Annotated in this window: 30 protein-coding genes; 19 read left to right on the forward strand and 11 right to left on the reverse strand. The window is 72.0% G+C overall.

Annotation, left to right across the window (positions count from 1 at the left end):
- The first annotated feature begins 36 nt into the window (after window positions 1-36).
- The 5 genes from AC1DP1_RS10285 to AC1DP1_RS10305 all read left to right on the forward strand — a co-directional run bounded on the left by AC1DP1_RS10285 (window position 37) and on the right by AC1DP1_RS10305 (window position 4,920).
- The gene (locus tag AC1DP1_RS10285) at window positions 37-432 is read left to right on the forward strand and encodes an SdpI family protein (protein ID WP_477506776.1); all 396 of its coding nucleotides are present in this window, start codon (window positions 37-39) and stop codon (window positions 430-432) included.
- A 240-nt stretch (window positions 433-672) separates the two neighbouring features.
- Complete coding sequence (locus tag AC1DP1_RS10290; RefSeq protein ID WP_457190287.1) at window positions 673-1,599, forward strand: ABC transporter ATP-binding protein; 927 nt, start codon at window positions 673-675, stop codon at window positions 1,597-1,599.
- Between the two features lie 11 nt (window positions 1,600-1,610).
- A complete protein-coding gene (locus tag AC1DP1_RS10295) occupies window positions 1,611-2,462 on the forward strand; it encodes an ABC transporter permease (protein WP_477506777.1) in 852 nt (283 codons plus the stop codon).
- 1 nt (window position 2,463) lies between these two features.
- Window positions 2,464-3,264 carry an ABC transporter permease gene (locus AC1DP1_RS10300; RefSeq protein ID WP_457190283.1) on the forward strand — a complete coding sequence of 267 codons (801 nt, stop codon included), beginning with the start codon at window positions 2,464-2,466 and terminating at the stop codon, window positions 3,262-3,264.
- A gap of 27 nt (window positions 3,265-3,291) precedes the next feature.
- Entirely contained in the window at window positions 3,292-4,920 is a 1,629-nt protein-coding gene (locus AC1DP1_RS10305; RefSeq protein WP_477506778.1) for an AMP-binding protein, read from the forward strand.
- 9 nt (window positions 4,921-4,929) lie between these two features.
- Here the strand turns inward: AC1DP1_RS10305 and AC1DP1_RS10310 are convergent, their stop codons facing one another.
- From AC1DP1_RS10310 to AC1DP1_RS10335, 6 genes are read right to left on the reverse strand one after another with little or no spacing between them, the layout of a single operon-like run.
- Entirely contained in the window at window positions 4,930-5,907 is a 978-nt protein-coding gene (locus AC1DP1_RS10310; protein ID WP_477506779.1) for a nucleoside hydrolase, read from the reverse strand.
- Entirely contained in the window at window positions 5,904-6,803 is a 900-nt protein-coding gene (locus AC1DP1_RS10315) for a hypothetical protein (RefSeq protein ID WP_477506780.1), read from the reverse strand. Before AC1DP1_RS10315 ends, AC1DP1_RS10310 begins: the two co-directional genes overlap by 4 nt.
- Window positions 6,800-7,348 carry a hypothetical protein gene (locus AC1DP1_RS10320; protein ID WP_477506781.1) on the reverse strand — a complete coding sequence of 183 codons (549 nt, stop codon included), beginning with the start codon at window positions 7,346-7,348 and terminating at the stop codon, window positions 6,800-6,802. Before AC1DP1_RS10320 ends, AC1DP1_RS10315 begins: the two co-directional genes overlap by 4 nt.
- Window positions 7,345-8,223: an ABC transporter ATP-binding protein gene (locus AC1DP1_RS10325; RefSeq protein ID WP_477506782.1), complete on the reverse strand. Its 879-nt coding sequence runs from the start codon at window positions 8,221-8,223 to the stop codon at window positions 7,345-7,347. The genes AC1DP1_RS10320 and AC1DP1_RS10325 overlap by 4 nt, the downstream gene beginning before the upstream one ends.
- Window positions 8,220-9,026 (reverse strand): cupin domain-containing protein, encoded by an 807-nt coding sequence (locus AC1DP1_RS10330; protein ID WP_477506783.1) that lies wholly within the window; start codon window positions 9,024-9,026, stop codon window positions 8,220-8,222. The genes AC1DP1_RS10325 and AC1DP1_RS10330 overlap by 4 nt, the downstream gene beginning before the upstream one ends.
- Complete coding sequence (locus AC1DP1_RS10335) at window positions 9,023-9,589, reverse strand: RNA polymerase sigma factor (RefSeq protein ID WP_477506784.1); 567 nt, start codon at window positions 9,587-9,589, stop codon at window positions 9,023-9,025. The genes AC1DP1_RS10330 and AC1DP1_RS10335 overlap by 4 nt, the downstream gene beginning before the upstream one ends.
- 161 nt (window positions 9,590-9,750) lie before the next feature.
- Between AC1DP1_RS10335 and AC1DP1_RS10340 the strand changes: the two genes are divergently transcribed.
- The 13 genes from AC1DP1_RS10340 (at window position 9,751) to AC1DP1_RS10400 (ending at window position 19,129) form a co-directional block, all read left to right on the forward strand.
- On the forward strand, window positions 9,751-10,248 hold the full coding sequence (locus tag AC1DP1_RS10340; protein ID WP_457190267.1) for a superoxide dismutase family protein: 498 nt from the start codon (window positions 9,751-9,753) through the stop codon (window positions 10,246-10,248).
- A gap of 40 nt (window positions 10,249-10,288) precedes the next feature.
- Window positions 10,289-10,828 (forward strand): DinB family protein, encoded by a 540-nt coding sequence (locus AC1DP1_RS10345; protein WP_477506785.1) that lies wholly within the window; start codon window positions 10,289-10,291, stop codon window positions 10,826-10,828.
- Window positions 10,825-11,445: a class I SAM-dependent methyltransferase gene (locus AC1DP1_RS10350; protein WP_477506786.1), complete on the forward strand. Its 621-nt coding sequence runs from the start codon at window positions 10,825-10,827 to the stop codon at window positions 11,443-11,445. The genes AC1DP1_RS10345 and AC1DP1_RS10350 overlap by 4 nt, the downstream gene beginning before the upstream one ends.
- A complete protein-coding gene (locus tag AC1DP1_RS10355; protein WP_300052749.1) occupies window positions 11,442-11,636 on the forward strand; it encodes a DUF3046 domain-containing protein in 195 nt (64 codons plus the stop codon). Before AC1DP1_RS10350 ends, AC1DP1_RS10355 begins: the two co-directional genes overlap by 4 nt.
- Window positions 11,633-12,889 carry an MFS transporter gene (locus tag AC1DP1_RS10360; RefSeq protein WP_477506787.1) on the forward strand — a complete coding sequence of 419 codons (1,257 nt, stop codon included), beginning with the start codon at window positions 11,633-11,635 and terminating at the stop codon, window positions 12,887-12,889. Before AC1DP1_RS10355 ends, AC1DP1_RS10360 begins: the two co-directional genes overlap by 4 nt.
- A 210-nt stretch (window positions 12,890-13,099) precedes the next feature.
- Window positions 13,100-14,152 (forward strand): recombinase RecA, encoded by a 1,053-nt coding sequence (gene recA, locus AC1DP1_RS10365; protein ID WP_300052755.1) that lies wholly within the window; start codon window positions 13,100-13,102, stop codon window positions 14,150-14,152.
- 105 nt (window positions 14,153-14,257) lie between these two features.
- Complete coding sequence (locus tag AC1DP1_RS10370; RefSeq protein WP_477506788.1) at window positions 14,258-14,998, forward strand: regulatory protein RecX; 741 nt, start codon at window positions 14,258-14,260, stop codon at window positions 14,996-14,998.
- A 146-nt stretch (window positions 14,999-15,144) separates the two neighbouring features.
- Window positions 15,145-15,636 (forward strand): phosphoribosyltransferase, encoded by a 492-nt coding sequence (locus tag AC1DP1_RS10375; protein WP_300052760.1) that lies wholly within the window; start codon window positions 15,145-15,147, stop codon window positions 15,634-15,636.
- A 1-nt stretch (window position 15,637) separates the two neighbouring features.
- Complete coding sequence (locus AC1DP1_RS10380; RefSeq protein ID WP_477506789.1) at window positions 15,638-16,387, forward strand: GNAT family N-acetyltransferase; 750 nt, start codon at window positions 15,638-15,640, stop codon at window positions 16,385-16,387.
- Between the two features lie 7 nt (window positions 16,388-16,394).
- Window positions 16,395-17,246, forward strand: a complete 852-nt coding sequence (locus AC1DP1_RS10385) for a PPK2 family polyphosphate kinase (protein WP_477506790.1) — start codon at window positions 16,395-16,397, stop codon at window positions 17,244-17,246.
- Window positions 17,243-18,019: a HipA family kinase gene (locus AC1DP1_RS10390; RefSeq protein ID WP_477506791.1), complete on the forward strand. Its 777-nt coding sequence runs from the start codon at window positions 17,243-17,245 to the stop codon at window positions 18,017-18,019. The genes AC1DP1_RS10385 and AC1DP1_RS10390 overlap by 4 nt, the downstream gene beginning before the upstream one ends.
- The gene (locus AC1DP1_RS10395) at window positions 18,016-18,402 is read left to right on the forward strand and encodes a DUF3037 domain-containing protein (protein WP_457190246.1); all 387 of its coding nucleotides are present in this window, start codon (window positions 18,016-18,018) and stop codon (window positions 18,400-18,402) included. Before AC1DP1_RS10390 ends, AC1DP1_RS10395 begins: the two co-directional genes overlap by 4 nt.
- 4 nt (window positions 18,403-18,406) lie before the next feature.
- Window positions 18,407-19,129, forward strand: a complete 723-nt coding sequence (locus AC1DP1_RS10400) for a DNA alkylation repair protein (protein ID WP_477506792.1) — start codon at window positions 18,407-18,409, stop codon at window positions 19,127-19,129.
- Here the strand turns inward: AC1DP1_RS10400 and AC1DP1_RS10405 are convergent.
- The 5 genes from AC1DP1_RS10405 to AC1DP1_RS10425 form a co-directional block, all read right to left on the reverse strand.
- The gene (locus AC1DP1_RS10405; protein WP_191195829.1) at window positions 19,093-19,836 is read right to left on the reverse strand and encodes a sirohydrochlorin chelatase; all 744 of its coding nucleotides are present in this window, start codon (window positions 19,834-19,836) and stop codon (window positions 19,093-19,095) included. The genes AC1DP1_RS10400 and AC1DP1_RS10405 overlap by 37 nt on opposite strands.
- Window positions 19,837-19,935: 99 nt before the next feature.
- Window positions 19,936-20,679, reverse strand: a complete 744-nt coding sequence (locus AC1DP1_RS10410) for a phosphoadenylyl-sulfate reductase (protein WP_477506793.1) — start codon at window positions 20,677-20,679, stop codon at window positions 19,936-19,938.
- Window positions 20,676-20,852, reverse strand: coding sequence for a hypothetical protein (locus tag AC1DP1_RS10415; RefSeq protein ID WP_477506794.1), 177 nt, complete (start codon window positions 20,850-20,852; stop codon window positions 20,676-20,678). The genes AC1DP1_RS10410 and AC1DP1_RS10415 overlap by 4 nt, the downstream gene beginning before the upstream one ends.
- A 15-nt stretch (window positions 20,853-20,867) precedes the next feature.
- Window positions 20,868-22,580, reverse strand: coding sequence for a nitrite/sulfite reductase (locus AC1DP1_RS10420; RefSeq protein ID WP_477506795.1), 1,713 nt, complete (start codon window positions 22,578-22,580; stop codon window positions 20,868-20,870).
- A gap of 298 nt (window positions 22,581-22,878) precedes the next feature.
- Window positions 22,879-23,484, reverse strand: coding sequence for a DUF5701 family protein (locus tag AC1DP1_RS10425; protein WP_477506796.1), 606 nt, complete (start codon window positions 23,482-23,484; stop codon window positions 22,879-22,881).
- 102 nt (window positions 23,485-23,586) lie between these two features.
- On the opposite strand from AC1DP1_RS10425, the gene AC1DP1_RS10430 reads away from it, so the two are divergent.
- Window positions 23,587-25,023, forward strand: coding sequence for a glycine hydroxymethyltransferase (locus AC1DP1_RS10430; RefSeq protein WP_477506797.1), 1,437 nt, complete (start codon window positions 23,587-23,589; stop codon window positions 25,021-25,023).
- Window positions 25,024-25,030 lie beyond the last annotated feature (7 nt).

The following is a 25,030-nucleotide window of genomic DNA, read 5'->3' on the forward strand; positions in this document are numbered from 1 at the left end:
GTCCGGCCCGACATCCAGTTCTCGGGGGAGATTGGCATGGATTCTGCCTACGTACCGCTGCTCGTCCTGACGGCAGCACTCTCGGCGGTCTGCCTGCTGCAGTTCGTCATGACGCAGCTCGGCGCGACCCAGGGCATGGGCCCCAACCGGCTCGCCGGCATCAAGACCAAGGCGACGCTCGCCTCCGACGGCGCGTGGCGGGCGGGGCACGCTGCCGCGCAGCCAGCACTCCTGACGGCGGCCGTCATCGGCCTCGGTGCCGCTATCCCGCTGGCGCTCTGGCAGGCCTCGTCGGACACCGACCCGTCACCGGCGTTCACGGTCGTGTGTGCCCTGGCGGCAGCCGCCGTAGCCGTCCTCTTCGGACTCGCCGTCCACCGCGCCAACCGCGCCGCACGTCAGATCACCGACAACGGGGGAGAACAGGAATGAGCACCAAGCGTCATCGGCCTTGACGCACCTGCCAGGTGCCCTCGTGGACGCGGACCAGGACGAGGGTTCAGCGGTCACTCGCACCCGTGAAGACCTGGGCCTCGCCGTCGATGCTGGTAGCGCTCGCCCGTCATCGGTGCGAGGCCGTCGTCGTGCGGCGCCGCGATCCGACGGAGAAGCCCGCTGATGATCCGACCTGTGGCCCTCGAAGCCCGACCGAATGATCTAGGGTCGACGCCTGTGACAGAAGCCATGATCTCGGCACGGGGACTGCGCAAGTCGTTCGGCGACTTCGAGGCCGTCAAGGGCATCGACGTGGAGGTGCGACGGGGCGAGGCGTTCGGCTTCCTCGGCCCCAACGGCGCCGGCAAGTCGAGCACGATGCGGATGATCGCCTCGGTGAGCCCCGTGAGCTCCGGCGAGCTGCGGATCCTCGGCATGGACCCCGCCACCGACGGCCCGGCGATCCGAGGCCGGCTCGGTGTGTGCCCGCAGGAGGACACGCTCGACAACGAGCTCAACGTGTTCGACAACCTCTACATCTACGGCCGCTACTTCGGCATCGACCGCGCCACCTGCCGCGAGCGCGCGCACGAGCTGCTGGAGTTCGCGCAGATCACCGAGAAGGCGAAGGCCAAGGTCGAGGACCTGTCCGGCGGCATGAAGCGTCGGCTCACGATCGCCCGCAGCCTGATCAACAACCCCGACCTGCTGCTGCTCGACGAGCCGACCACCGGCCTCGACCCGCAGGCTCGCCACGTCCTGTGGGACCAGCTGTTCCGGCTGAAGCAGGCAGGGGTGACGCTCGTCATCACCACTCACTACATGGATGAGGCGGAGCAGCTCTGTGATCGCCTCGTCGTGATGGACAAGGGCCGCATCGCCGCCGAGGGGTCCCCGCGCCAGCTGATCGACGCGCACTCCACCCGCGAGGTCGCCGAGCTCCGCTTCGGCGTGGGCGAGCACGAGGCGCTCGCGGAGAAGATCGAGGACCTGGGGGAGCGGATCGAGGTGCTGCCCGACCGGCTCCTCGTCTACAGCGACCACGGCGAGGACGTCGTCACTGCGGTCCTCGACCGCGGGCTGCACCCGATCGCGACCCTCGTGCGCCGCTCCACGCTCGAGGACGTCTTCCTGCGCCTCACCGGCCGGAGCCTGGCGGACTGATGGGATCCGACATGGCCTCCGACACGAGCTCTCCGACCCCGTCCGCCGTCCCTGCCCGCCCGGCGCGCCCCACCGGCTCCCTGTCGGCGTGGGAGGGCATGGCCCGGCAGTACGACTACTGGCTCACGGTCCTCAAGCGCACGTGGCGCGGGGGAGTGGTGAGCAGCTTCCTCACGCCGCTGCTCTACGTCGTGGCGATGGGCGTCCTGCTCGGCGGGTTCATCGAGGCCGACCCCGACCAGCTCGAGGGTGCGACCTCCTACCTCGCCTTCGTGGTCCCCGGCCTCGTCGCCTCGCACGCCATGACGCTCGCGGTCAGCGAGTCGACGTACCCCGTCATGGGGTCCATCAAGTGGCACAAGACGTTCTTCGCGCAGCTGGCGACGCCGCTGGCCGTGCGCGACCTGGTCAACGCCTACGTCGCGTTCGTGATGTTCCGGGTGGCCTCGGCGTGTGCGGTGTTCATGCTGGTGATGGCGCCGTTCGGCGTCTTCGCCACGTGGTGGGGGCCGATCCTGGCGTGGCTCTCGCAGGTGCTCGTCGGCTTCGCGTTCACCACGCTGGTCTTCGCCTACAGCGCGTGGCTGAAGTCGGAGGAGGGTTTCGGACTGCTGTTCCGCCTCGGCGTCATCCCGCTCACGCTCTTCTCCGGTGCCTTCTTCCCGATCAGCAACCTCGGGCCGGTGCTGGAGTGGATCGCCCGGCTGACGCCGCTGTGGCACGGCGTCTCGCTCTCCCGGATGTTCTGCGTCGACCAGATCGACTGGTCGCTCGTCGTGCTGAACGTCGTCGTCCTCGTGACCCTCACCGTCATCGGCTGGTTCCTCGCCGTGCGCAACCTCGACCGCCGGCTGGAGGTCTGACATGGCGCTCCTCGAGGGGATCCCGGCCCCGCTCACGCCGGCCGCCGCCACCAAGGTGCTGGTGCTGCGCAACTACGTCGTCTACAAGGGCGCGTGGAAGCTCTTCATCACCGGCTTCCTGGAGCCGGTCTTCTACCTGTTCTCGATCGGCATCGGCGTCGGCCAGCTGATCGACACCTTCGAGTTCCACGGCGAGGCGATCCCGTACGCCGAGTTCGTCGCGCCGGCCATGCTCGCGACCTCCGCCTTCAACGGCGCGCTGCTCGACTCGACCTACAACGTCTTCTTCAAGATGAAGTACGAGAAGCTCTACGACCAGATGCTCGCCACGCCGCTGTCCACCGGTGACATCGCGCGCGGTGAGATCACCTGGGGCCTGATGCGGGGCTCGGTCTACTCCGCTGCCTTCCTCGTCGTCATGGCGCTGATGGGTCTGACCCAGTCGTGGTGGGCCGTGCTCGCCCTGCCGGCCGCGATCCTCATCGCCTTCGCGTTCTCCGCCGTGTGCATGGCCGTGACGACGTGGATGACGAGCTGGCAGGACTTCGACAAGATCACGCTCGCCCAGATGCCGCTGTTCCTCTTCTCGGCCACCTTCTTCCCGGTCGAGGCATTCGGTGACGGGGTGCTGCGCTGGGTCGTCGAGGCCACCCCGCTCTACCGCGGGGTCGTGCTGTGCCGCGAGCTGACCACCGGCGTCATCACCTGGGAGTCGGCGGTCTCGGTGGTCTACCTCGTCGTGATGGGCGTGGTCGGCCTGCTCGTCGTACGACGCCGGCTCGACAAGCTGCTGCTGACGTGAGGCCTGCTCAGGGCTAGGTTCGGGAGCATGGCGAGCAGCACGGACTCCTGGACGAAGGGCGAGTCGACCCCGGCACTGCTGGAGGAGACGATCGGGGACAACCTGGCGCGCACCGTCGCCTCGTACGCCGACCGCGAGGCGCTGGTCGAGTGCGCGAGCGGGCGGCGCTGGACCTGGGCGGAGCTGCAGGCCGACGTCGACGCCGTCGCGCGCGGCCTGGTCGGTGCGGGCATCGGCAAGGGCGACCGCGTGGGCATCTGGGGGCCGAACAGCGCCGAGTGGACCCTGGTGCAGTTCGCCACCGCGAGGGTCGGCGCCATCCTGGTCAACGTCAACCCGGCCTACCGCACCCACGAGTTCTCCTACGTCGCCAACCAGTCGGGCATGCGGCTGCTGGTCGCCGCGACATCGTTCCGGACCAGCGACTACCGCGCGATGGTCGACGAGACCGCTGCGGAGAACCGGGCCCTGGAGCGCGTGGTCTACCTCGACGACGAGGAGAGCTGGGCCGGCCTGCTGGCCGACGGCGAGGGCGTCTCCGCCGACGACCTGGCCGCGCGGGCCGCGAGCCTCGCGCCCGGCGACCCGATCAACATCCAGTACACCTCCGGCACCACCGGCTTCCCCAAGGGCGCGACCCTGAGCCACCGCAACATCCTCAACAACGGCTACCTCGTCGGCGAGGTGTGCCGCTACACCGAGGCCGACCGCGTCTGCATCCCGGTGCCCTTCTACCACTGCTTCGGCATGGTCATGGGCAACCTCGCGTGCTCCACCCACGGGGCCGCGATGGTGATCCCGGCGCCCGGCTTCGATCCCTCGCTCACGCTGAAGGCGGTGGCCGACGAGCGCTGCACCTCGCTCTACGGCGTACCGACGATGTTCATCGCCGAGTGGGCGCTGCCCGACGTCGACTCCTACGACCTGTCCTCGGTGCGCACCGGGATCATGGCGGGCTCGCCCTGCCCCGCGGAGATGATGAAGAAGCTCATCGCCGCCGGCATCGAGGAGATGACGATCGCCTACGGCATGACCGAGACGTCACCGGTCTCGATGCAGACCCGCACGGACGACTCGTTCGAGCACAAGGTCGGCACGGTCGGCCGGGTCTGCGCGCACCTCGAGGTCAAGATCGCCGACCCGCTCACCGGCGAGGCCCTCCCGCGCGGTGAGGCGGGGGAGTTCTGCACCCGCGGCTACTCGGTGATGCTGGGCTACTGGGACGACGAGGAGAAGACCCGCGAGGCGATCGACGCCGACGGCTGGATGCACACCGGCGACCTCGGCGTGATGGACGAGGACGGGTTCGTGCAGATCACCGGACGCATCAAGGACATGGTCATCCGCGGCGGCGAGAACATCTACCCGCGCGAGATCGAGGAGTTCCTCTACACCCACCCCGACATCGAGGACGTCCAGGTGGTCGGTGTCCCGGACGAGAAGTACGGCGAGGAGCTGTGCGCGTGGGTGCGGATGCGCCCGGGCAGCGAGCCGCTCGACGCCGACGGGGTGCGCGCCTTCGCGACCGGAAAGCTCGCCCACTACAAGATCCCGCGCTACGTGATGGTCGTCGAGGAGTTCCCGATGACCGTCACCGGCAAGGTGCGCAAGGTCGAGATGCGCGAGGTGTCCACTGCCCGCCTCGGGCTGGCCTGACCCGGCCCGTCACCGGAAGACGCTGCGGTAGACCTCGTCGAGGGCCGCGGTGTCGAGGGCGGTCACGACGCGCACCGGCCCGTCGCCCGTACGCCGGAGCCGTCCCCGGTCCTCGCTCGTGTCGACGGCCCAGGTGCCCGACTCGGTGGTCGCGACCGAGCCGTCCACGAACGTGCCCGCGGTCGCGAGGTCCCAGTACTTCGGCGACTCGAACCCGGGGACGCGGCCGAGCCCACCGACGACGGGACCGGCCAACCCGCCCGGGGCGCCGGGCGGCACCGGGTCGTCCGGCAGCACCGTCACCGGCACGGGGCCGGCCAGCACCTCCGCGAACGGCACCGGGTCGGCCCCGACGTTCCACTCGCCCACGCCGTCGGCGTGCGACTCGCTGTCGACCGTGCCCGCCATCGTGGTGACCCCGCCCAGCCGGGCGTACGCCGCCGGGTGCTCGCGCAGGACGGCGGCCACCTCGGTCAGGGGTGCCAGGGCGACCACCTGCAGCCCGGGATGGCGCCGGGCGAGGCGGGCGATGAGCTCGGCGGCCGGCGTACGCACGGGGGTGAGCTCGCCGCCGCCGTCGCGCGGCAGCCCGCTGTTCATCAGTGCGCCGGCGCCCCACTCGGGCGGGAACATCACCCCGTCGTCGCCACGTGGCGTGGAGCCGCAGGCGACCGGCGGCGGGGCCGTCTCGAGAGCGTGGAAGAAGTCGCCCAGCAGGCCGGTGCCACGGCAGTCCAGCTCCCCGGTCTGCGGGACCGTCACGGCGACGACACGGACGCGGGGGTGGCGCAGGAGCAGGGCGAGCGCGGCGAGGTCGTCGGGCGCGAGGTCGGTGTCGACGACGACCGGCACGGCGTCCGGCTGCTTGGCGGCGGCCGGGCTCATCGGACCGCGGGCGAACACCTCGCCGTCGACATCGGAGGCCGCGGGGCTGCAGGCGGCCAGCACCGCGACGGCCAGCGGCACGAGGAGCACGCGCAGTCTCACGGGATCACCACGTGCTGGCCGACGAGGCCCGCCACGGCGAGGACCGTCCCGACGGCGAGCAGCGCCCGACGTCCCGACCGGGGCCACGCGACGCCGAGCAGCAGCGCGGCGAGCCCGAGCAGCCACACGTCGTGCCACCACGCCAGCGCCTCCGAGACCCACTGCCGCTCCCAACCGCCGCTGCTGTGCGGTGGCCCGACCAGCAGCCAGTCGGACGGGAGGCGGAGGGGGTCGGTCGTCGGCGTACCGACCGGGAGGTGGACGGGCTGGACTTGGATCACCGAGAACGGCGTCACTCCCTCCTGGACGAAGAGCCAGTAGACGCTTGCGACGAACCACAGCACGAAGAGGGCAGGGACCACGGCCACCAGCCGCGACGTCCGTCGTCCCAGAGCAGCCCCGAGCGCGACGGCCACCAGCGCGAGGGCGACCAGCTGCGACAGCTCGGCCGTGGTGTGCAACGCCTCGGTCGTGCGACCTGGCTCCATGCCCAGCCACAGGCCGCCGAGGTCCCGCTCGCGCCACGCGGCCAGGGCGGCGTACGCCGCTGCGACCACGACGAACGGCAGCGCCGCCAGCAGCCGGGCGAGCGCCCGTTGGGCCTCCGAGACGGGTGCGGCCGGGGCCACGTCGTGGCGTGCGCGGTGGAACGGCACGGCGACGGCGAGCGAGATGCCGAAGAGGAGGGGCGTGACGGCGGGCATGATCCCCTCGTACGACTCGCCCGGCCACTCGCCCGGTCTGGGCCTCACGGTCCACATCGCCCAGACCGACAGCGCCAGGCAGGCCCAGGGCACCGGGTTGCGCAGCATCCGGCGCGCCTCGGTGACGACCAGCGCGCGGGTCACCATCGCGGGCGCCGACGCGGTCGCTGGCCTGACCGTCGTCGTGCTCATCGCCGCCGCCCCGCGACGCAGAGGAGGGTCGCGGCCGCGAGCACCCACCACGGCTCCGTCAGCCACCAGCCGACGACGTCCGAGACGGTCCCGCCCGGCAGGAACTGGTGGAGCGCGAACAGGGCCACCGGGGTGGACGCGCCCATGACCACGGCCCGTCGCGGGGGTGCCCACAGTGCGACGGCCACACCGCACGCCGTCAGGGCGAGGAGCGGACCCGGCCCCGACACTTGTGCGTCAGTCAGCGAGTCGAGCAGGAACCACACCGCGAGGGCCGGCAGGCCGAGCAGCGCGAGCCGCAGGACCCGACGCTGCATGACCGACACCGGCACCGCCGAGAGCATCGCGGCGGCCGGATCGTGCAGGCCGGACACGACGGTCGCGGCGAGTCCGGCTGCGGCGATCGCCAGGACGATGTCCGCGGGCCTACCGGCGGACCGCGCCAGCACGGTCGCAGCGACGAGCACGCCCGCGAGGCAGACCGCGGGCGTCCAGCGGATGGCTCGTGCGGTGGGCAGGGCGGCCTGGGCAAGCGCGGTGTTCATCGCGTCAGCCTCGTCACGAGCAGGTACCCGTCGTCCACGGTGGGGACGGCCGGTGCGGCCCCGTCCGGCAGGGTGCCCACGTGGCGGCGCGTGCCGGGGCCGGTCAGCCACGATCGCAGCGCGGTGGGCTCCTCGACGTCGGACTCCCAGACCCGGCCCTCGGCCTTGCCCGCCAGGTCGGCGGGCGTGCCGGACCAGCAGATCCTGCCGCGGTCCATGACGAGGACCTGTTGGCACAGGGCCGCGACCTCGGCGGTGTTGTGCGTCGACAGCACGACGCAGCCGCGGTGCGCGGTCTCGGCGAGGACGGACCTCAGCGCGATGCGCTGCTCCGGGTCCAGGCCGGTGGCCGGCTCGTCGAGGACGAGGAGGTCGGGGGCGCCGACGAGCGCGGACGCCAGCGCGACCCGCTGCTGCATGCCGCCCGACAGCGTGCGGATGCGCTTGTGCATCGCGTCACCGAGGCCGACGGCCTCGAGCATCGTCACTGCTTCTCGCCGCCGCTGGCTCGCGTCCGTGTGCTCCTTGAGGATCGCGACGTAGTCGACCATCTCGAGCGGCGTGAACCCGCCGTAGAGCCGGGGCGACTGCGGGAGGTAGCCGAGGCGGCGTCGCACCTCGGCGCGAGCCGTCGGGTGGGCCGGGTCGAGGCCCAGCAGGGACAGGGTCCCGCGGTCGGGTGCGAGGACGGTGGCCAGGATGCGCAGCAGCGTCGTCTTGCCGGCGCCGTTGGGGCCGAGCACCCCCACGATGCCGCGCCCGAGCGTCAGGTCGACCTGGTCGACGGCGGTCTGGGAGCCGAACGCCTTGGTGATGCCGGCCGCGCTCAGCAGCGTGCCGGTGGGCGTGTGGGTGGCGGTGTCGGTGGTGCTCATGCGGTCCTCCGGTAGGCGACGGTGTCGCGACGGGCGAGGGTGAGGGCGATCGCCGCGAGCGCGACCACCAGGGCGGTGAGCTGGCTCGGAGCCGAGGCGACCAGGTGGGTGACGACGTCGGCGGGCACCCTGCGCGAGGCGGCGGGCCACGAGACGGCGACGACCCAGAGCGACCCCAGGGTCGCAGCGACGACCGAGGGATCCAGCCGGGTCGTGCCGGCCAGGACCACCAGTGACGCCAGGGCGGCGCCCGGCAGCAGCCAGCCGAGGGCCACCGGGGTGGGGAGCCCGAGCAGCAGGGCCACGCCGACGCCGACGGGCACGGCCGAGAGGGCGACCAGCACGGCCCGCGCCGCCACCACGCGCAGGCCGGCCGTCGGGGTGGCGAGGGCGAGCTCGCCGGCCGGCTCGGCGTGACGTCCGTAGGTGAGGGCCACCGCCGCGAGCGGGGCGACCGGTGCCAGCGCCATGAAGACGGGCAGGCGGAGGTCGAGGACGGACACGACGACCGGCAGGGCGAGCAGCAGCAGGACCGAGGCGAGCCAGGCGGTGCGCAGCCCGGGGGTGGCCAGTCCGAGGCGCAGCAGCGGGTTGGCGCGCGGCCGGTCGATCCGGTCGGCCAGCGCGTCCCAGCGTCGTACGACGTCGCTGCCGGAGGCGGACGGTGCGAGCGTGGCCATGCGACGGCGGCACTCGTCGCAGCGGAGCAGGTGGGCCTCGAGCGAGGCGGCGGGGACGGGTGCCGCGGAGCCGTCGGCCCACGCGCGCAGCGTCTCCTCGTCGGCGTGCCAGGTCTGCGTCACAGCAGGGCCTCCCTCAGCTCGGTGCGAGCGCGGCTCATCCGGCTCTTGACGGTGCCGCTCGGGATGCCGAGCAGCGCGGCGGCCTCACGCGTGGTGAGCCCGTCGAGGACGGTCGCCTGGACGACCGCCTGGAGGTCGGGGGAGAGGTGCGCGAAGGCGACCCCCACGTCGCTGTGCTCGACGCGGGCCAGCACCTCCTCCTCGGCCGACGTCGCCGGGTGGCTGCGGAGGTTGCGCAGTCGCTCCAGGACGTTGGCGCGGGGGCGGAGCTGGTGCAGCAGGGACCTCACGGCGATCCCCCAGAGCCACGCCGCCACGTCGCCCTCGCCGCGCCACCCCTGGGGCTTGCGCCAGACGGCGAGGAACGTGTCCTGCACGGCCGTGTCGACCAGCGCGCGGTCGGCGCAGCGTCGGGCCAGGCGGGTCGCCAGCCACGGCTCGTGGCGCACGAAGAGCTCGCGCAGCGCACCACGGTCGGACGCCTTCACGGCGTCGACCAGCTGCGCGTCGCTCCAGGCGGCGTACCCCTCCTCGGGGCTCCACCCGTCGTGCACCTCTCCCATCACGTCTCCTAGTAGCGCCGACGCCCATGATCGGTTCACCCGTGCCGCCACGTCGTGCGCCGGTCCAGACCAGCCGTGAACCGAACACCGATCGCGGAGGCACCTCCTGGTGGCGGCCCGATCGGTCCGCCGGACGAGCTCAGTCATGGAGGAGGACCCAGATGTCGAGGATCAGGACAGGAGTGGCGGCAGCAGCCGTCCTTGCCGCAGTGCCCACCGCCGCGGTGGCCGCAGGGGTGCTGGTGGACCACGGGCACGGGCCCACGGTCGTGCACGACACGGCGTACGACCAGGTCAAGACGCAGGTGCACGCCTGGTCCAGCGACGGGATCACCCGCGTCCGGCTCATGGTGACCGGGCTTCCGGCCGGACGGACGTTCGGGGCGCACGTGCACACGGGTGCCTGCGGCGCCGACCCACTCGCGTCCGGCGGCCACTACCAGCACTCGAGCGACGCGACGGTCCCACTCGCCGATCGGGAGGTCTGGCTCGACGTCACCTCGGACGAACGCGGTCGAGGCGTCGCCACGACCACGGTGCCGTGGGCGTTCGAGCCAGGCACCGCGGGGTCGGTGGTGATCCACGCGCTGCCGACCAACACGACCACCGGGGCTGCCGGCGCCCGGTTGGCCTGCACCAGCGTCGCGTTCGGAGGCTGACCGGTCGGCTGACTGGTCGGCTGACTGGTTGGATGGGGCCATGGGTTCCACTCCCGACGCGATCACCCCCGACACGAAGGACTGGACCTGGGTGCTCGAGCGACCGTGCCCCGAGTGCGGCTTCGAGGCCGCCACGCACGACGTGTCCGACCTCCCGGGGCTCCTCGAGGCCACGGCGTCCTCGTGGTCGCGGGTGCTCGGCCGCGGTGACGCGACCGACCGCCCGCGACCCGGGGTCTGGTCGGCGCTGGAGTACGGCTGCCACGTCCGCGACGTGCACGTGCTCTTCGGCGAGCGAGTGCGGCTGATGCTCGTCGAGGACGTCCCCACGTTCGCCAACTGGGACCAGGACGTCACCGCGGTCGAACGTGACTACGGCAGCCAGGACCGCGCGGCGGTTGCGGCCGAGCTGGTCGAGGCCGCTCGCAGCGTGGCGATGCTCTACGCCTCCGTCACCGATGCCACGCGCGGTCGCCGGGGGTTGCGGTCCAACGGTGACGAGTTCACGGTCGAGACCCTGGGCCGTTACCACCTGCACGACGTCGTCCACCACCTCCACGACGTGGCGGCGCCGGCGTGACCAGCGAGACCGTCCGGTCCTACGACCGCGACGCAGCGGCGTACGTCGCCCGCACCGCGACCGTGCCGGACTCGGTCCGCGCCGCCCTGGGGCACCTCGCCGAACGCGTCGGCCCGGGCGCGCGCGTGCTCGAGATCGGCTCGGGCGGCGGTCGTGACGCGCTGCTGATGGAGGAGCTCGGCCTCGCCGTGCGGCGCACCGACGTCACGCCCGCCTTCGTCGAGCTGCTGCGCGAGCAGGGCCACGCGTGCGACCACCTCGACCCCCTCGTGGACGACCTGGCCTCGCCCGACGGGCCGTACGACGCCGTGTGGGCCAACGCGTCGCTGCTGCACGTCGCGCGGGACGACCTGTCCACCGTGCTGGGGCGCCTGGCCGCGGTCACCCGTCCCGGAGGCCTGCTGTCCATGTCGCTCAAGGAGGGCGACGGCGAGGGCTGGTCCGTCCACGGGACGATCAGCGGCCCGCGTCACTTCACCTACTGGCGGGCTGCGGACGTCGAGGCCGTCGTCCGCGGCGCGGGCTGGGGCGACGTCGTCGTCGGGCACGGGCTCGGGGGCGACCGGGGGGAGACCTGGCTCGAGCTGTCGGCGGTCCGTGATGGGGTGTCGCCATGAGGCACACGGAGTTCTGGGCGCGGCTCGACGAGACCCTCGGGCGGGCCTACTCCCGCACCTGGGCCGAGCTCACCGTCGTGCGCGACCTCGACGGCCGCACGACCCAGGAGGCGCTCGACGCCGGTGTCCCGCCCAAGCAGGTGTGGGCCGCCGTGCACCGCCAGCTCGAGCTGCCGGACACCGAGCGGTGACCACGCGGCTGGCCGGAGGCCTCACCGTCGCCGACGTCCAGCGTCGTACGGTCCGCACCCTCGTCGTCTCCCAGGCGGTCGGCGCGGTCGGTGTCACCATCGGTGTCGCGACCGCCTCGCTCCTCGCCCGCGACATCTCCGGCAGCGAGACGATGGCCGGCCTCGCACAGACCTTCCAGGTCCTCGGCACGGCCGCGGCCGCCTACGGTCTCGCGCGTGTCATGCGCCGCCGCGGGCGACGTGTCGGGCTGGTCGCGGGCTACCTCATCGGGGCGACCGGAGCGGTCCTGGCCGTCGTCGCCGGCGTCGTCGACTCCATGGTCGTGCTGCTCCTCGGCGCGCTGATGCTGGGAGCCACCACGGCGGTCAACAACGGGTCGCGCTACGCCGCCACCGACCTGGCCACCGAGGAGCACCGCGCCCGCGCCCTGTCGGTCGTCGTGTGGGCGACCACCGTCGGGGCCGTCGCCGGCCCCAACCTCACCGGCGTCGGAGCGGCCGTCGCCCGCTCCATGGGCGTGCCCGAGCTGACCGGGGGCTTCGCCATCGGCGCGGTCGTCCTGGTCGTCGCAGCCGCGTGGGTGTGGTGGCGGCTGCGACCCGACCCGCTGCTCCTCGCCCAGGAGACCGCCGGGGTCGTGCCGAGCGCGGGTCCCGAGCCGCGCGGCCGGTCGTGGGGCCGCTTCGTCGCGGTCGTGCGTGACGTGCCGGCGGTCGGGGCGGCTGTGGTCGCGATGGCCTGTGCCCATGCGGCGATGGTGACCGTGATGATCATGACGCCGCTGCACATGGAGCACGGCGGCGCTCACCTCGAGGTCATCGGGTTCGTCATCTCGATCCACGTGCTCGGCATGTTCGCCTTCTCGCCGCTCGTCGGCTGGGCCGCCGACCGCTTCGGCAGGTCGGCCGTCCTGGTCACCGGGGGAGTGGTCCTGCTGGTGTCGCTCGTGCTGTGCGGCCTGTCCCCGCAGGGCACGTCGTGGCAGATCTTCGCGGGGTTGTTCCTCCTCGGCCTCGGCTGGTCCTGCGCGACGGTCGCCGCGTCCACGGTCATCGCCGACCGCACGCCCATCGACGCGCGCACCGACGTGCAGGGCACCTCCGACATGGCGATGGCGCTCACCGCCGCGGGGGGAGGTGCCCTCGCCGGGGTCATCGTCGGCGAGCTGGGCTACCCCGCGCTGGCGACGTTCGCCGCCCTGCTGGCGGGGGCGGTCGTGGTCGCCGGAGCGGTCACCCGCCGGCACTCCTGACCTGCTCCTCGCACCCGGGGAAGCTCGGGCCTCGACACGCCGGTGCCGGAGCGCGCGTCGAACACCTGTTCGGGCTACTGTGCATCCACAGGTACGACGAGGGGCGAGGTTGTCCACAGCGTTCGACCGTCCTGATCAGGGACTGTCGGTGGCTCGCCCTAGCGTCGCAGACGTACCCCTCACGACACGACGACAAGACAGGACACTGCAATGGCTGGTGCAGACCGCGAGAAGGCCCTGGACGCCGCGCTCGCACAGGTGGAGAAGCAGTTCGGCAAGGGCTCGGTCATGCGACTGGGCGACGAGACGCGTGCGCCGCTCGAGGTGATCCCCACGGGGTCGATCGCCCTCGACGTGGCCCTCGGGCTGGGCGGCCTGCCGCGTGGTCGTGTCGTCGAGATCTACGGTCCGGAGTCCTCCGGCAAGACGACGGTCGCCCTCCACGCGGTGGCCAGCGCCCAGGCGGCCGGCGGCATCGTCGCCTTCATCGACGCCGAGCACGCGCTCGACCCCGACTACGCGAAGAACCTCGGCGTCGACACCGACGCCCTCCTGGTCTCCCAGCCCGACTCCGGTGAGCAGGCGCTCGAGATCGCCGACATGCTGATCCGCTCCGGCGCCCTGTCGCTGATCGTCATCGACTCCGTGGCGGCCCTGGTGCCCCGCGCCGAGATCGAGGGCGAGATGGGCGACAGCCACGTCGGCCTCCAGGCCCGACTGATGAGCCAGGCGCTGCGCAAGATGACCGGTGCCCTCAACAACTCCGGCACGACCGCGATCTTCATCAACCAGCTGCGCGAGAAGATCGGCGTGATGTTCGGCTCGCCGGAGACCACGACCGGTGGTCGCGCGCTGAAGTTCTACTCCTCGGTGCGCCTCGACGTGCGTCGCATCGAGACGCTCAAGGACGGCACCGACATGGTCGGCAACCGCACCCGCGTCAAGGTCGTGAAGAACAAGGTGGCCCCGCCGTTCAAGCAGGCCGAGTTCGACATCATGTACGGCAAGGGCATCAGCCGCGAGGGCGGTCTGATCGACGTGGGCGTCGAGGCGGGCCTGATCCGCAAGGCCGGCGCCTGGTACACCTACGAGGGCGACCAGCTCGGCCAGGGCAAGGAGAACTCGCGCAACTTCCTGCGTGACAACCCCGACCTCGCCAACGAGATCGAGAAGCTCATCCTCGAGAAGCTGGGCGTGACTCCTGCCGTCGACAAGCCCGGCGACGACCTGAGTGACGAGCCCATCGGGGTCAATGACTTCTGACCGCACAGCCGCCCTCGAGGAACGGGAGGGCGGCGTGGGTGCGGGTAGGTCGAGCAAGCGATCGAGTGAGCCTGCGAGGTCGACGATGCGTGTCGAGACCCGCCGATGAGCGACGAGAACCGTCCCGCACCCGACTGGGTCGGCGACGTCGGGCTCGGAGTCAAGGCGTGGATGCCGACCCCATCCACGCCGGTCGAACCTCGTCCGGCCCGCCCCCGCGACGGGCGCGGGGGCGACGGTCGTCGCGAGGGCGGCAAGGGTGGCCGCAAGGGTGGCCGCAAGGCGACCCGCACGTGGGAGGAGCGCGAGGCAGCCAGGCTCGCCCGGGAGGAAGCTGCGGCCGCCGAGCTCGAGGCCGATCCCGAGGCAGTCGCCCGCAAGATCCTGCTCGACACCCTCACCGGGCAGGCACGCTCGCGCAAGGAGCTGGCCGACAAGCTGGCCAAGCGCGGCGTGCCCGACGAGCTCGCCGGCGAGCTGCTCGACCGCTTCACCGAGGTCGGCCTGATCGACGACGCCGCCTACGCCCGGCAGTGGGTCGAGAGCCGGCACCGCAGCCGGGGGCTGGCCCCCCGGGCGCTGGCGCAGGAGCTGCGTCGCAAGGGCGTCGATGACGAGGACTCCAAGACCGCGCTGGAGCAGATCGACGAGTCCGACCAGCGCGCCGCAGCCCGCGCTCTGGTCGACAAGAAGCTGCGCTCCATGCGCGGCCTCGACCACCAGGTCGCCACCCGCCGCCTCGCTGGGCTGCTGGCCCGCAAGGGCTACTCCGCCGGCCTCGCGTTCTCGGTCGTCCGCGAGGCGCTCGGCGAGGCGGAGGATGACGAGCCGCACCCCGACTTCTGAGTTCCGTCTCGCGAGGTGCCGATCGTTCGCCGCCCGCTGCGTCATACGGACTCGCACCCATCGGTTCCGGTCCGCATGACGCTCCGGGCGGGATCGGCAGACGGGCCGGTCTTCCGGCGAGCGCCGGGCTCTGGTGGGATGGTCCCGTGAGCAGTGAGCGCGAGGTCCTCACGTACGACCTCTTCGGCACGGCCACCCGCGAGCTGGCGCAGGAGGTGGCCGACTCCGGGTTCCGCCCCGACATGATCCTGGCAATCGCCCGAGGCGGGCTCGCCCTCGGCATGGGGCTGGGCTACGCCCTCGCGGTGAAGAACATCTCGGTGGTCAACGTCGAGTTCTACACCGGCGTCGACCAGCGCCTCGACGTCCCGATCATGCTGCCGCCGACGCCGGCGGCCATCGACCTGTCCGGCCTCAAGGTGCTCGTCGCCGACGACGTCGCCGACACCGGTCGCACCCTCGAGCTCGTCCACGCGTTCTGCGAGGGACACGTCGCCGAGGCTCGCACGGTGGTGATCTACGAGAAGCCCCAGTCGGTCATCAAGCCCGACTACTCCTGGCGGAGCACCGAGCAGTGGATCGACTTCCCGTGGTCGGTGCTCCCGCCCGTCGTCGACCCGGACGCCCTCGCGCACTGACGTGCCCGGGAGCGACGCGACGGTCGCCCGCCCCGTCGTCGTACGCCACGGGGACCGGGAGCTGACCGGCACCCTGCTGCCCGGGGAGCCGTGGGCAGCGGCCGCGTCCCGCATCGCCGCGCCGGTCGACGCCGAACCGGTCGCCCACGACCTCTCCGGCGAGACCCTGCGGTTCGACGTCGGGCCCGACCGGGCTGTCTACCTGCGGGCGATGACCCACAGCGACCTCCCGTCACTGACCCGTTGGTTGCAGGCGCCGCACGTCCACCGGTGGTGGCACAACGACGGTGACCCCACCACCGACCGCGTGACGGCGACGTACGGCCCCCGCGTCGACGGCAGCACCCCGACGCGAATGTGGGTGGTGGAGGTCAACGGCCGGTCGGTCGGGTTCGTCCAGGACTACCGGATCCGTGACTACCCCGGCTTCGCCCTCCTCACGCCCGACCCGGACGCCGTCGGCCTCGACTACGCCATCGGGGAGCCCGGGTGGGCGGGACGCGGTCTGGGTGCCCGCCTGCTGTGGGCGTGGATGCAGGATGCGCACCGTCGCTTCCCCGACGCCACGTCCTACTTCGCCGCGCCCCACCACGCCAACGCGGCGTCGCTGCGGATCCTGGACAAGGCCGGGTTCACCCGGGGCACCTGGTTCGACGAGCCGCAGCGCGACGGCACGACCGCGACGGTCGTCGGCTGCACCCTCGACGTGCGCCGCGTCCTCGGCCCGCCGGCACCACGCCGTGCGCCATGATGTGCCCATGACGGACGACATCGCCGCCCACCTGCGCCTGCCCGCGGGACCGGTCGACCTGACCGCGATCGAGACCGACGCCGCCCCCGGCTTCGACGGCGGGAAGAGCGACGGCAAGGCGGCGCTCGCCGGGATGGGTGCCGAGCTCGCCGACCTGCAGGAGCGGCTCTGGGCCGAGCGCACCGTCGGGTCCGAGCGCCGCGTCCTCCTGGTGCTGCAGGGCATGGACACGAGTGGCAAGGGTGGCGTGCTCCGCCACACGATCGGCCTCGTGGACCCGCAGGGCGTGCGGATCACCAGCTTCAAGGCGCCCACCGAGGAGGAGAAGAAGCACGACTTCCTCTGGCGCATCGACAAGGGCCTGCCGCAGGCCGGCTACATCGGGGTGTTCGACCGCTCGCACTACGAGGACGTCCTGATCGCCCGGGTCCGGAACTTCGCCGACGCCGACGAGCTCGAGCGGCGCTACGACGCGATCAACGACTTCGAGGCCCGGCTCGCCGACGAGGGGTTCTCGATCATCAAGTGCATGCTCCACATCAGCGCCGACGAGCAGAAGGCCCGGCTCGCCGAGCGGCTGGCCAACGCCGAGAAGCACTGGAAGTACAACCCCGGTGACCTCGACGAGCGCGCCCTGTGGCCCGCCTACCGAGACGCCTACGAGATCGCCCTCGAGCGCACCAGCACCGACGCCGCGCCGTGGCACGTGGTCCCGTCCGACAAGAAGTGGTTCCGCAACCTCGCTGTCGGCCAGCTCCTGCTCGACACCCTCCGCGGCCTCGACCTGCAGTGGCCGGCCGCCGACTTCGACGTGGCCGCCGAGACGGAGCGCCTGGCCGGGGAGACGCCGGTCCAGTGAGTCCCACCGGTCTTCCGAGCGTCACCGTCACCCGCTACGTCACCCCCCTCCGCGAGGGCGGCAGCCTGCCCGGCGTGGTCGAGGGCGACGACCTCGGCACCTACGTCTGCAAGTTCCGCGGCGCCGGTCAGGGCGCCAAGGTCCTCGTCGCCGAGGTGATCGTGAGCGCCCTCGCCACCCGCCTCGGCCTGCGCACCCCGCGCCTCGTCGTCCTCGACCTCGACCCGGAGCTCGCGCGCTACGAGGCCGACGAGGAGGTGCAGGACCTGCTCAACGCGAGCGTGGGTCCCAACCTCGGCATCGACTTCCTCCCCGGCTCGTTCGGCGTCGACGGACAGGTGAGCGCGGCCGACGACGAGGGTGCGCGCGTGCTGTGGCTCGACGCGTTCACCGCCAACGTCGACCGGTCCTGGCGCAACCCCAACCTGCTGCTCTGGCACGGCGACCTCTGGGTCATCGACCACGGCGCGTCGCTCTACTTCCACCACGGCTGGCGAACCGGCGTCACCGACCCGGAGAAGTTCGCTGCACAGGCGTGGGACGTCGGCGGCCACGTCTTCGAGGAGTGCGCGCACCGCGCACGAGAGCTGGACGAGGAGATCGCGGCGCGGTTGAACCGCGACGTCTTCGTGGAGGTGCTGGGCCAGGTCCCCGACGTCTGGCTCGAGCCGGTGCCCGGCGCCGAGACGCCCGACGCGCTGCGCACGGCGTACGTCGACTTCCTCGTCGCCCGCCTCGGCACCCGCCAGTGGCTCCCGGAGGCGTCGCGATGACCGCCGCCCGGCTGGCCTACCAGTACGTCGTGCTCCGCTGCGTGCCGCGGCCCGAGCGCGAGGAGTTCGTCAACGTCGGCGTGGTGCTGCACTGCCAGGCGGCCGACTTCCTCGACGCGACGTGGTCGGTCGACGCCGAGCGCCTCCGCGCGCTCCATCCCGACGTCGACGTCGACCAGGTGTGCGACGCCCTCACCTTCACCGACTGGGTGTGCCGCGGCGACGAGCGCGGGGGCGAGGCGGCACGGCAGTCGCTCGGACAGCGGTTCGGCTTCCTCAAGGCCCCACGCAGCACCGTGCTCCAGCCCGGCCCCGTGCACGGCGGGCTGACCGGCGACCCGGCGCGGCAGCTGGAGCACCTCCGCGAGCGGCTCGTGGGCTGAGCCGATGACGTACGTCGGCGCCGTGAGGGCCGCCCTCGCCGGGACCGGCGACCCCGAGCGCGCGGCGCAGCAGCAGGCCTACATGAAGTCCGACCTGCCCTATGTCGGCCTCGGCGCCCCGGCGCTCAAGGCGCTGCTGCGGCCCCTGCTGGTCGAGCACCGCTTCGTCGACCGGGCCCAGTGGGAGGCGGCCGTGCTCGAGCTGTGGGAGGACGCCGAGCACCGCGAGGAGTGGTACGCCGCGATCGCCCTGCTGCGGCACCGGTCCTACCGGGCATGGCTCGACCCCGACCTGCTGCCGTTGCTCGAGCAGCTCGTGCGCACCGGCGCGTGGTGGGACGTCGTGGACGAGGTCGCGGCCCACCCCGTGGGGCAGGTCCTCCTCGACCACCGCTCGGCCGCCACGCCGGTCATCGACCGGTGGTCGGTGGACCCCGACAGCCTGTGGGTCCGGCGTACGGCCATGCTGGCGCAGCTGCGTCACCGCGAGCAGACCGACACCGACCTGCTGGATCGGGTGCTGGTCGCCAACCTCGACGCCACGGCGTACGGCCGCGAGTTCTTCGTGCGCAAGGCGCTCGGCTGGGCGCTGCGTCAGCACGCGCGGACTGATGCGGCGTGGGTCCTGGCCTTCGTCAGCACCCACGCCGATCGACTCAGTGGGCTCTCACGTCGTGAGGCCCTCAAGCATCAGACCGGGACGAGCTCGACCGCGCCCACGGCGTAGCGGGCCAGGATCGCGCGGGCGACCGCGGGGTGCGCCCCGAGCGGGTCGGAGACCGCCACCGCACCGGCCTCGACGGCCAGCTCGGTGGCCCGGTCGGGCAGCCGGCCGGGCGCGAGGAAGAACGACGCCACGGCGATGTGGCGCTTGCCCTCGGCGCGGAAGGCGCGCACGGCCTCGCCGGCGGCCGGGGGAGCGGCCGACGCGAAGGCTGCCGTGACGGGCAGCCGGTGCCGTGCGCCCCACGTGCGGGCGATACGAGCGACCGCCTGGTTGGCGAGCGGGTCGGACGAGCCGGCGGCAGCGAGCACCAGCGCGTCGAGCTCGCGCACCCTCGCCGCCTTGAGCGCCTCGCGCAGGCGGACGTCGAGCACCTCGAGGAAGGCGGCCTCCATGCCGAGGATCCGGCTGGCCTGGATGCGGACGCCCTCGTGGCGGGCCATGGCGGCGGCGATCGCCTCCGGCACGTCGACCTTCGCGTGGTAGGCCTCCGTGAGCAACAGAGGGACGACGACGATCTCCTCGTGACCTGCCTTCACCAGGCGGTCGACGACCGTGTCGAAGCTCGGCTTGGAGAGGTCGAGGAAGGCCGTCTCGATCTTGAGGTCGGGGCGCATCGCCTTGACCTCGGCGACGAGCGCCTTGATCGTCGCGGCCGAACGCGGGTCCCGGCTTCCGTGGGCCAGGGCAACCAGAGCAGGAGCAGCCATCAGGGGTGCCTCCGATCGTGTGTGGTGCGGTGGTGGTTCAGGTGGGGGTGCTGCGGGGCGACGGCGCTGTCGCTCCGGTGAAATGAAGTCGCGGGGGGCTTAGGCATGGATGCCGCACTCGGTCTTCGAGGTTCCGGCCCAGCGCCCGCTGCGCGGGTCGTCGCCGGGGGCGACGCGGCGCGTGCAGGGCCAGCAGCCGATGCTGGGGTAGCCGTCGTGGACGAGGGGGTTCACCAGCACGCCGTTGTCGAGGATGTACTGGTCGACCTGCTCGTCGCTCCACCGGGCGAGCGGCGAGACCTTGACCTTGCCCTTGCGGGCGTCCCAGCCGACGACCGGCGCGATGACCCGGTTGTGGGTCTCGGCGCGGCGCAGGCCGGTGGCCCAGGCGTCGTACTCCGCCAGCGTGTCGGCGAGCGGCTTGACCTTGCGCAGGGCGCAGCAGAGGTCGGGGTCGGTCTTGTAGAGGTCCTTGCCGTACTGCTCGTCCTGCTGGGCGACGGTGAGCGGGGTGCTCACCGTGCGCAGGTTGACCGGCAGGGTCGCCTCGACGGCGTCGCGGGTCCCGATGGTCTCGATGAAGTGGTAGCCGGTGTCGAGGAACACGACGTCGATGCCGGGGGCGACCTTGGAGGCGAGGTGGGCAAGCACGGCGTCGCCCATCGAGGACGTGATCGCGAACCGGTCGCCGAACGTCGCGACGGCCCACTCGATGATCACCTCGGCGGGGGCCAGCTCGAGCTCGGCGCCCACGTGGGAGACCAGCTCGCGGAGCTCCTCGGGTGTACGTCCCTCGGTGTGGGTGCCCTTGAAGTCGCGGGCGGCGCGGGTGGAGAGGCTCATGGTGCGCCTCCCCCGACGGCTGGGTCCGTGCCGGGGTGGGGGATCATCCCGGTCATCTGCACGGTGAAGCTGCGCAGGCACGAGCGGCACTCCCAGGCCCCCGCACCCTCGCGGGGGAACAGGTTCTCGTCCCCGCAGTAGGGGCAGTGGAAGGGCTGTGCTCTCTCAGACATGGGCTCGCTCGGACATCAGACCGCCACCGGCTCGCCGCGCAGCAGGACCTCGTCGGCGCGGGCCACCCAGGCGGCGAACCGCTCGCCCTCGGTCCGGTCCTGGAGGTACGCGCTCACGACGGCCGAGACGTAGTCGTCGAGGCCGGCGCTGGTGACCTTGTGGGCGCGGAGCTTGCGGCCCATGGCGGGGTTCAGGCCGAGTGCGCCGCCGAGGTGCACCTGGAAGCCCTCGACCTGGCGGCCGTCGGCGTCCATGACGAGCTGGCCCTTGAGGCCGATGTCGGCGACCTGGGTGCGCGCGCAGGCGTTGGGGCAACCGTTGACGTTGACCGAGATGTCGGTGTCGAGGTCGGGGAAGCGCTTCTCGAGCTCGGTGACGAGCCGGCGGGAGCGCTCCTTGGTGTCGACGATCGCGAGCTTGCAGAACTCGATGCCGGTGCAGGCCATCGTGGAGCGGCGCCAGTTGCTCGGGCGGGCGGTGAGGCCGATCTTCTCGAGGTCGTCGGCGAACGCCTCGGTGTCCTCGGCCGCGACGCCGATCACCACGAGCTTCTGGTATGCCGTCAGCCGGGCGCCGCGGGCGTCGTAGCGCTCGACGAGGTCACCCAGTGCACTCAGCGTGGTGCCGTCGATGCGGCCCACGACGGGGGCGGCGCCGATGTAGAAGCGGCCGTCCTTCTGCTCGTGGATGCCGATGTGGTCGCCGGGGGTGACGGGCGACTCCGGGGACGGGTTGTCGACGAGCGCCTTGTGGAGGTACTCGTTCTCCAGGACCTCGCGGAACTTCTCCTTGCCCCAGTCGGCGAGCAGGAACTTCAGGCGGGCCTTCGAGCGCAGGCGGCGGTAGCCGTAGTCGCGGAAGATCCCGGCGACGCCCTCCCAGGCGTCGGCCACCTCGTCGAGGGGGATCCAGACGCCGAGCTTGTGGGCGAGCATCGGGTTGGTGGACAGGCCGCCGCCGACCCAGAGGTCGAAGCCGGGGCCGTGCTCCGGGTGGACGGTGCCGACGAACGCGACGTCGTTGACCTCGGGCGCGACGTCGTGGCTCGGGTGGCCGGTCAGCGCGGTCTTGAACTTGCGCGGCAGGTTGGAGAACTCCGGGTTGCCGAGGACGCGGCGCTTGATCTCGGCGAGCGCCTCGGAGCCGTCGATGATCTCGTCCTTGGCGATGCCCGCGACGGGGGAGCCGAGGAAGGGGCGCGGGCTGTCGCCGCACGCCTCGAGGGTCGTGAGGCCGACCGACTCGAGGCGCTCCCAGATCGCCGGGACGCTCTCGATCTCGATCCAGTGGTACTGGATGTTGTTGCGGTCGGTGATGTCGGCGGTGTTGCGGCCGTAGGCCGTGGAGACCTCGCCCAGCGCCCGGAGGGCGGCCGCGTCGAGGATCGCGCCGTCGGTGCGCACGCGCATCATGAAGTAGCGGTCGTCGAGCTCCTCCTCCTCGAGCTGGGCGGTCTTGCCGCCGTCGAAGCCCGGTGCGCGCTGCGTGTAGAGGCCCATCCAGCGGAAGCGGCCACGCAGGTCGGCCGGGTCGATCGAGTCGAAGCCCCGGCGGGAGTAGGTGTGGAGGATGCGGTCCCGCACGTTGAGCGGGTCGTCGTCCTTCTTGGACTGCTCGTTCTTGTTGAGCGGCTCGGTGTAGCCGAGCGCCCACTGACCCTCGGCGCGCTTGGGGCGCGGGATCTCGGTGTGCTGGGCGGCCTGGGGCGTGAACCGGAGGTCAGGCATGGTCAGGAGAGTCCTGTTCGCTGAGGTGTGCCGCGCGCGACGTTGAGCGCGGAAGGGATGCAGGGGCGGCGTCAGCGATGCCAACAGGTCGCGCTGCCCACGCGCATGAGGTCGACGTGACGTCGGACCACAAGGTGTGCGTGGGTGGAAGCGGTGACCATGTCAAGAAGTCTCAGGGATTGGACACGCGTTCCACAAGACGAAATCTTGCTATTCGAGATGGCACGCCACGATGTGAGACGAAGTTGCCGCGCCCCGCCCGGTCGCAGCCCCGGGTGCGGCCCAGGTCACACCGTGGTTACGCGCGGGTACGTCGCTCGCACGACGCGATGCCCAGCCAGGTGTGCCGGTTGCCCCACCAGCACCAGCCCAGCTTCGGGGCGTGGCGACGCTCCCGGCCGTCGCGTCCGGTCCCGTTGCTGATCCACAGCGCCGGCGTGCGGGCGTCGTACGACCCGTTCGCCCGGCGCAGCCGCGAGCCGGGTGTCATGAAGCAGGCGTTGCGCTCGAGGATGTCCGGGTCCTGCAGCACCCAGTGCAGCCCCTCGACCAGCGTCAGGGGCGATCGGCCGGCGGCCAGGACCTCCGGCACCGACTCCGCGGGCGTCCGGTTCAGGAACGCGTCGCCGCGGTCGAGCCCCACGACGACGTACGGCGCGGGCGGCACCTCGACGGTGGGGGCGAAGTCGTCGACGTCGGTCAGGTCCTCGACGACGAAGCCCGGCTTGTCGCCGAGGCGGAGCAGCGGGGCGAGCTCCGAGGCGGGCGCGGAGGTCACGAGGAGGGAGCCCGAGGGGCCGGACGCGGCGATCTCGTGCAGCAGGTCGGCCGGGATCCCGGAAAGGTCGTGGACGCCGAGACGGACGAGCCGCTCGGCCTGGTCGGGAAGGGAAGGGAGGGCCACGAGGGCTCAACGGACCGGGCTCCGACGACGTTCCCTCCGGGCGGTGTCCAGCGCCTGCGGGCCGCGGCGCGACGAGGGCCAGGGGCCTCTAGGCTGTGGGCCATGACGGACTCCCTGATCAGCAGTGCGTACTCCCAGGCCCTCGAGGTCATCGCCTCGGTCGAACCTCGCATCGCGGAAGCCACCCGCCAGGAGCTTGCCGACCAGCGGGCCTCGCTCAAGCTGATCGCGTCCGAGAACTACGCCTCACCGGCCGTCCTGATGACGATGGGCACCTGGTTCAGCGACAAGTACGCCGAGGGCACCGTCGGCCACCGCTTCTACGCAGGCTGCCAGAACGTCGACACCGTCGAGTCGCTCGCCGCCGAGCACGCCCGCGAGCTCTTCGGCGCGCCCTACGCCTACGTCCAGCCGCACTCCGGCATCGACGCCAACCTCGTCGCCTTCTGGTCGATCCTGGCCAACAAGGTCGAAAGCCCTTACCTCCAGAAGATGCAGGTCAGAGGAGTCAACGAGCTCTCCGAGGCCGACTGGGAGACGCTGCGCCACGAGTTCGGCAACCAGCGCCTGCTGGGCATGTCCCTCGACGCCGGCGGCCACCTCACGCACGGCTTCCGGCCCAACATCAGCGGCAAGATGTTCCACCAGCAGCAGTACGGCACCGACCCGGAGACCGGGCTGCTCGACTACGACGCCGTCGCCGCCAAGGCCCGCGAGTTCAAGCCGCTGGTGCTCGTCGCCGGCTACTCCGCCTACCCGCGCCGGGTGAACTTCGCGAAGATGCGCGAGATCGCCGACGAGGTCGGCGCCGTGCTGATGGTGGACATGGCCCACTTCGCCGGGCTCGTCGCGGGCAAGGTGTTCACCGGCGAGGAGAACCCGGTCCCCTACGCCCACATCACCACGACCACCACCCACAAGTCGCTGCGCGGCCCGCGCGGCGGCATGGTGCTGGCGCAGGAGGAGTTCGCCGCCGACGTCGACCGCGGCTGCCCGATGGTGCTGGGTGGCCCGCTGTCGCACGTGATGGCCGCCAAGGCCGTCGCCATGGCCGAGGCCCGGACCACCGAGTTCCAGGACTACGCCCAGCGCATCGCCGACAACGCCAAGTCGCTCGCCGACGGCTTCCTGACCCGCGGCGCCAACCTCGTCACCGGCGGCACCGACAACCACCTCGTCCTGCTCGACGTGTCGTCCTTCGGCCTCACCGGTCGCCAGGCGGAGTCGGCGCTGCTCGACGCCGGCGTCGTCACCAACCGCAACTCGGTCCCGTCCGACCCCAACGGCGCCTGGTACACCTCCGGCGTCCGGCTCGGCACCCCCGCGCTCACCACCCGCGGCTTCGGCCACGACGAGTTCGACACCGTGGCGGAGCTGATCGTCGACGTGCTGTCCCACACCGAGGCCGGMACGACCAAGGCCGGCGGGCCCAGCAAGGCGTCGTACGTCCTGGGCGACGGAGTCGCCGACCGGGTCACCAAGCGCTCGGCCGAGATGCTCGACAAGCACCCGCTCTACCCCGGTCTCGTCCTCAGCTGACCGGCGT

Source organism: Nocardioides sp. P4_G10, assembly GCF_056401175.1.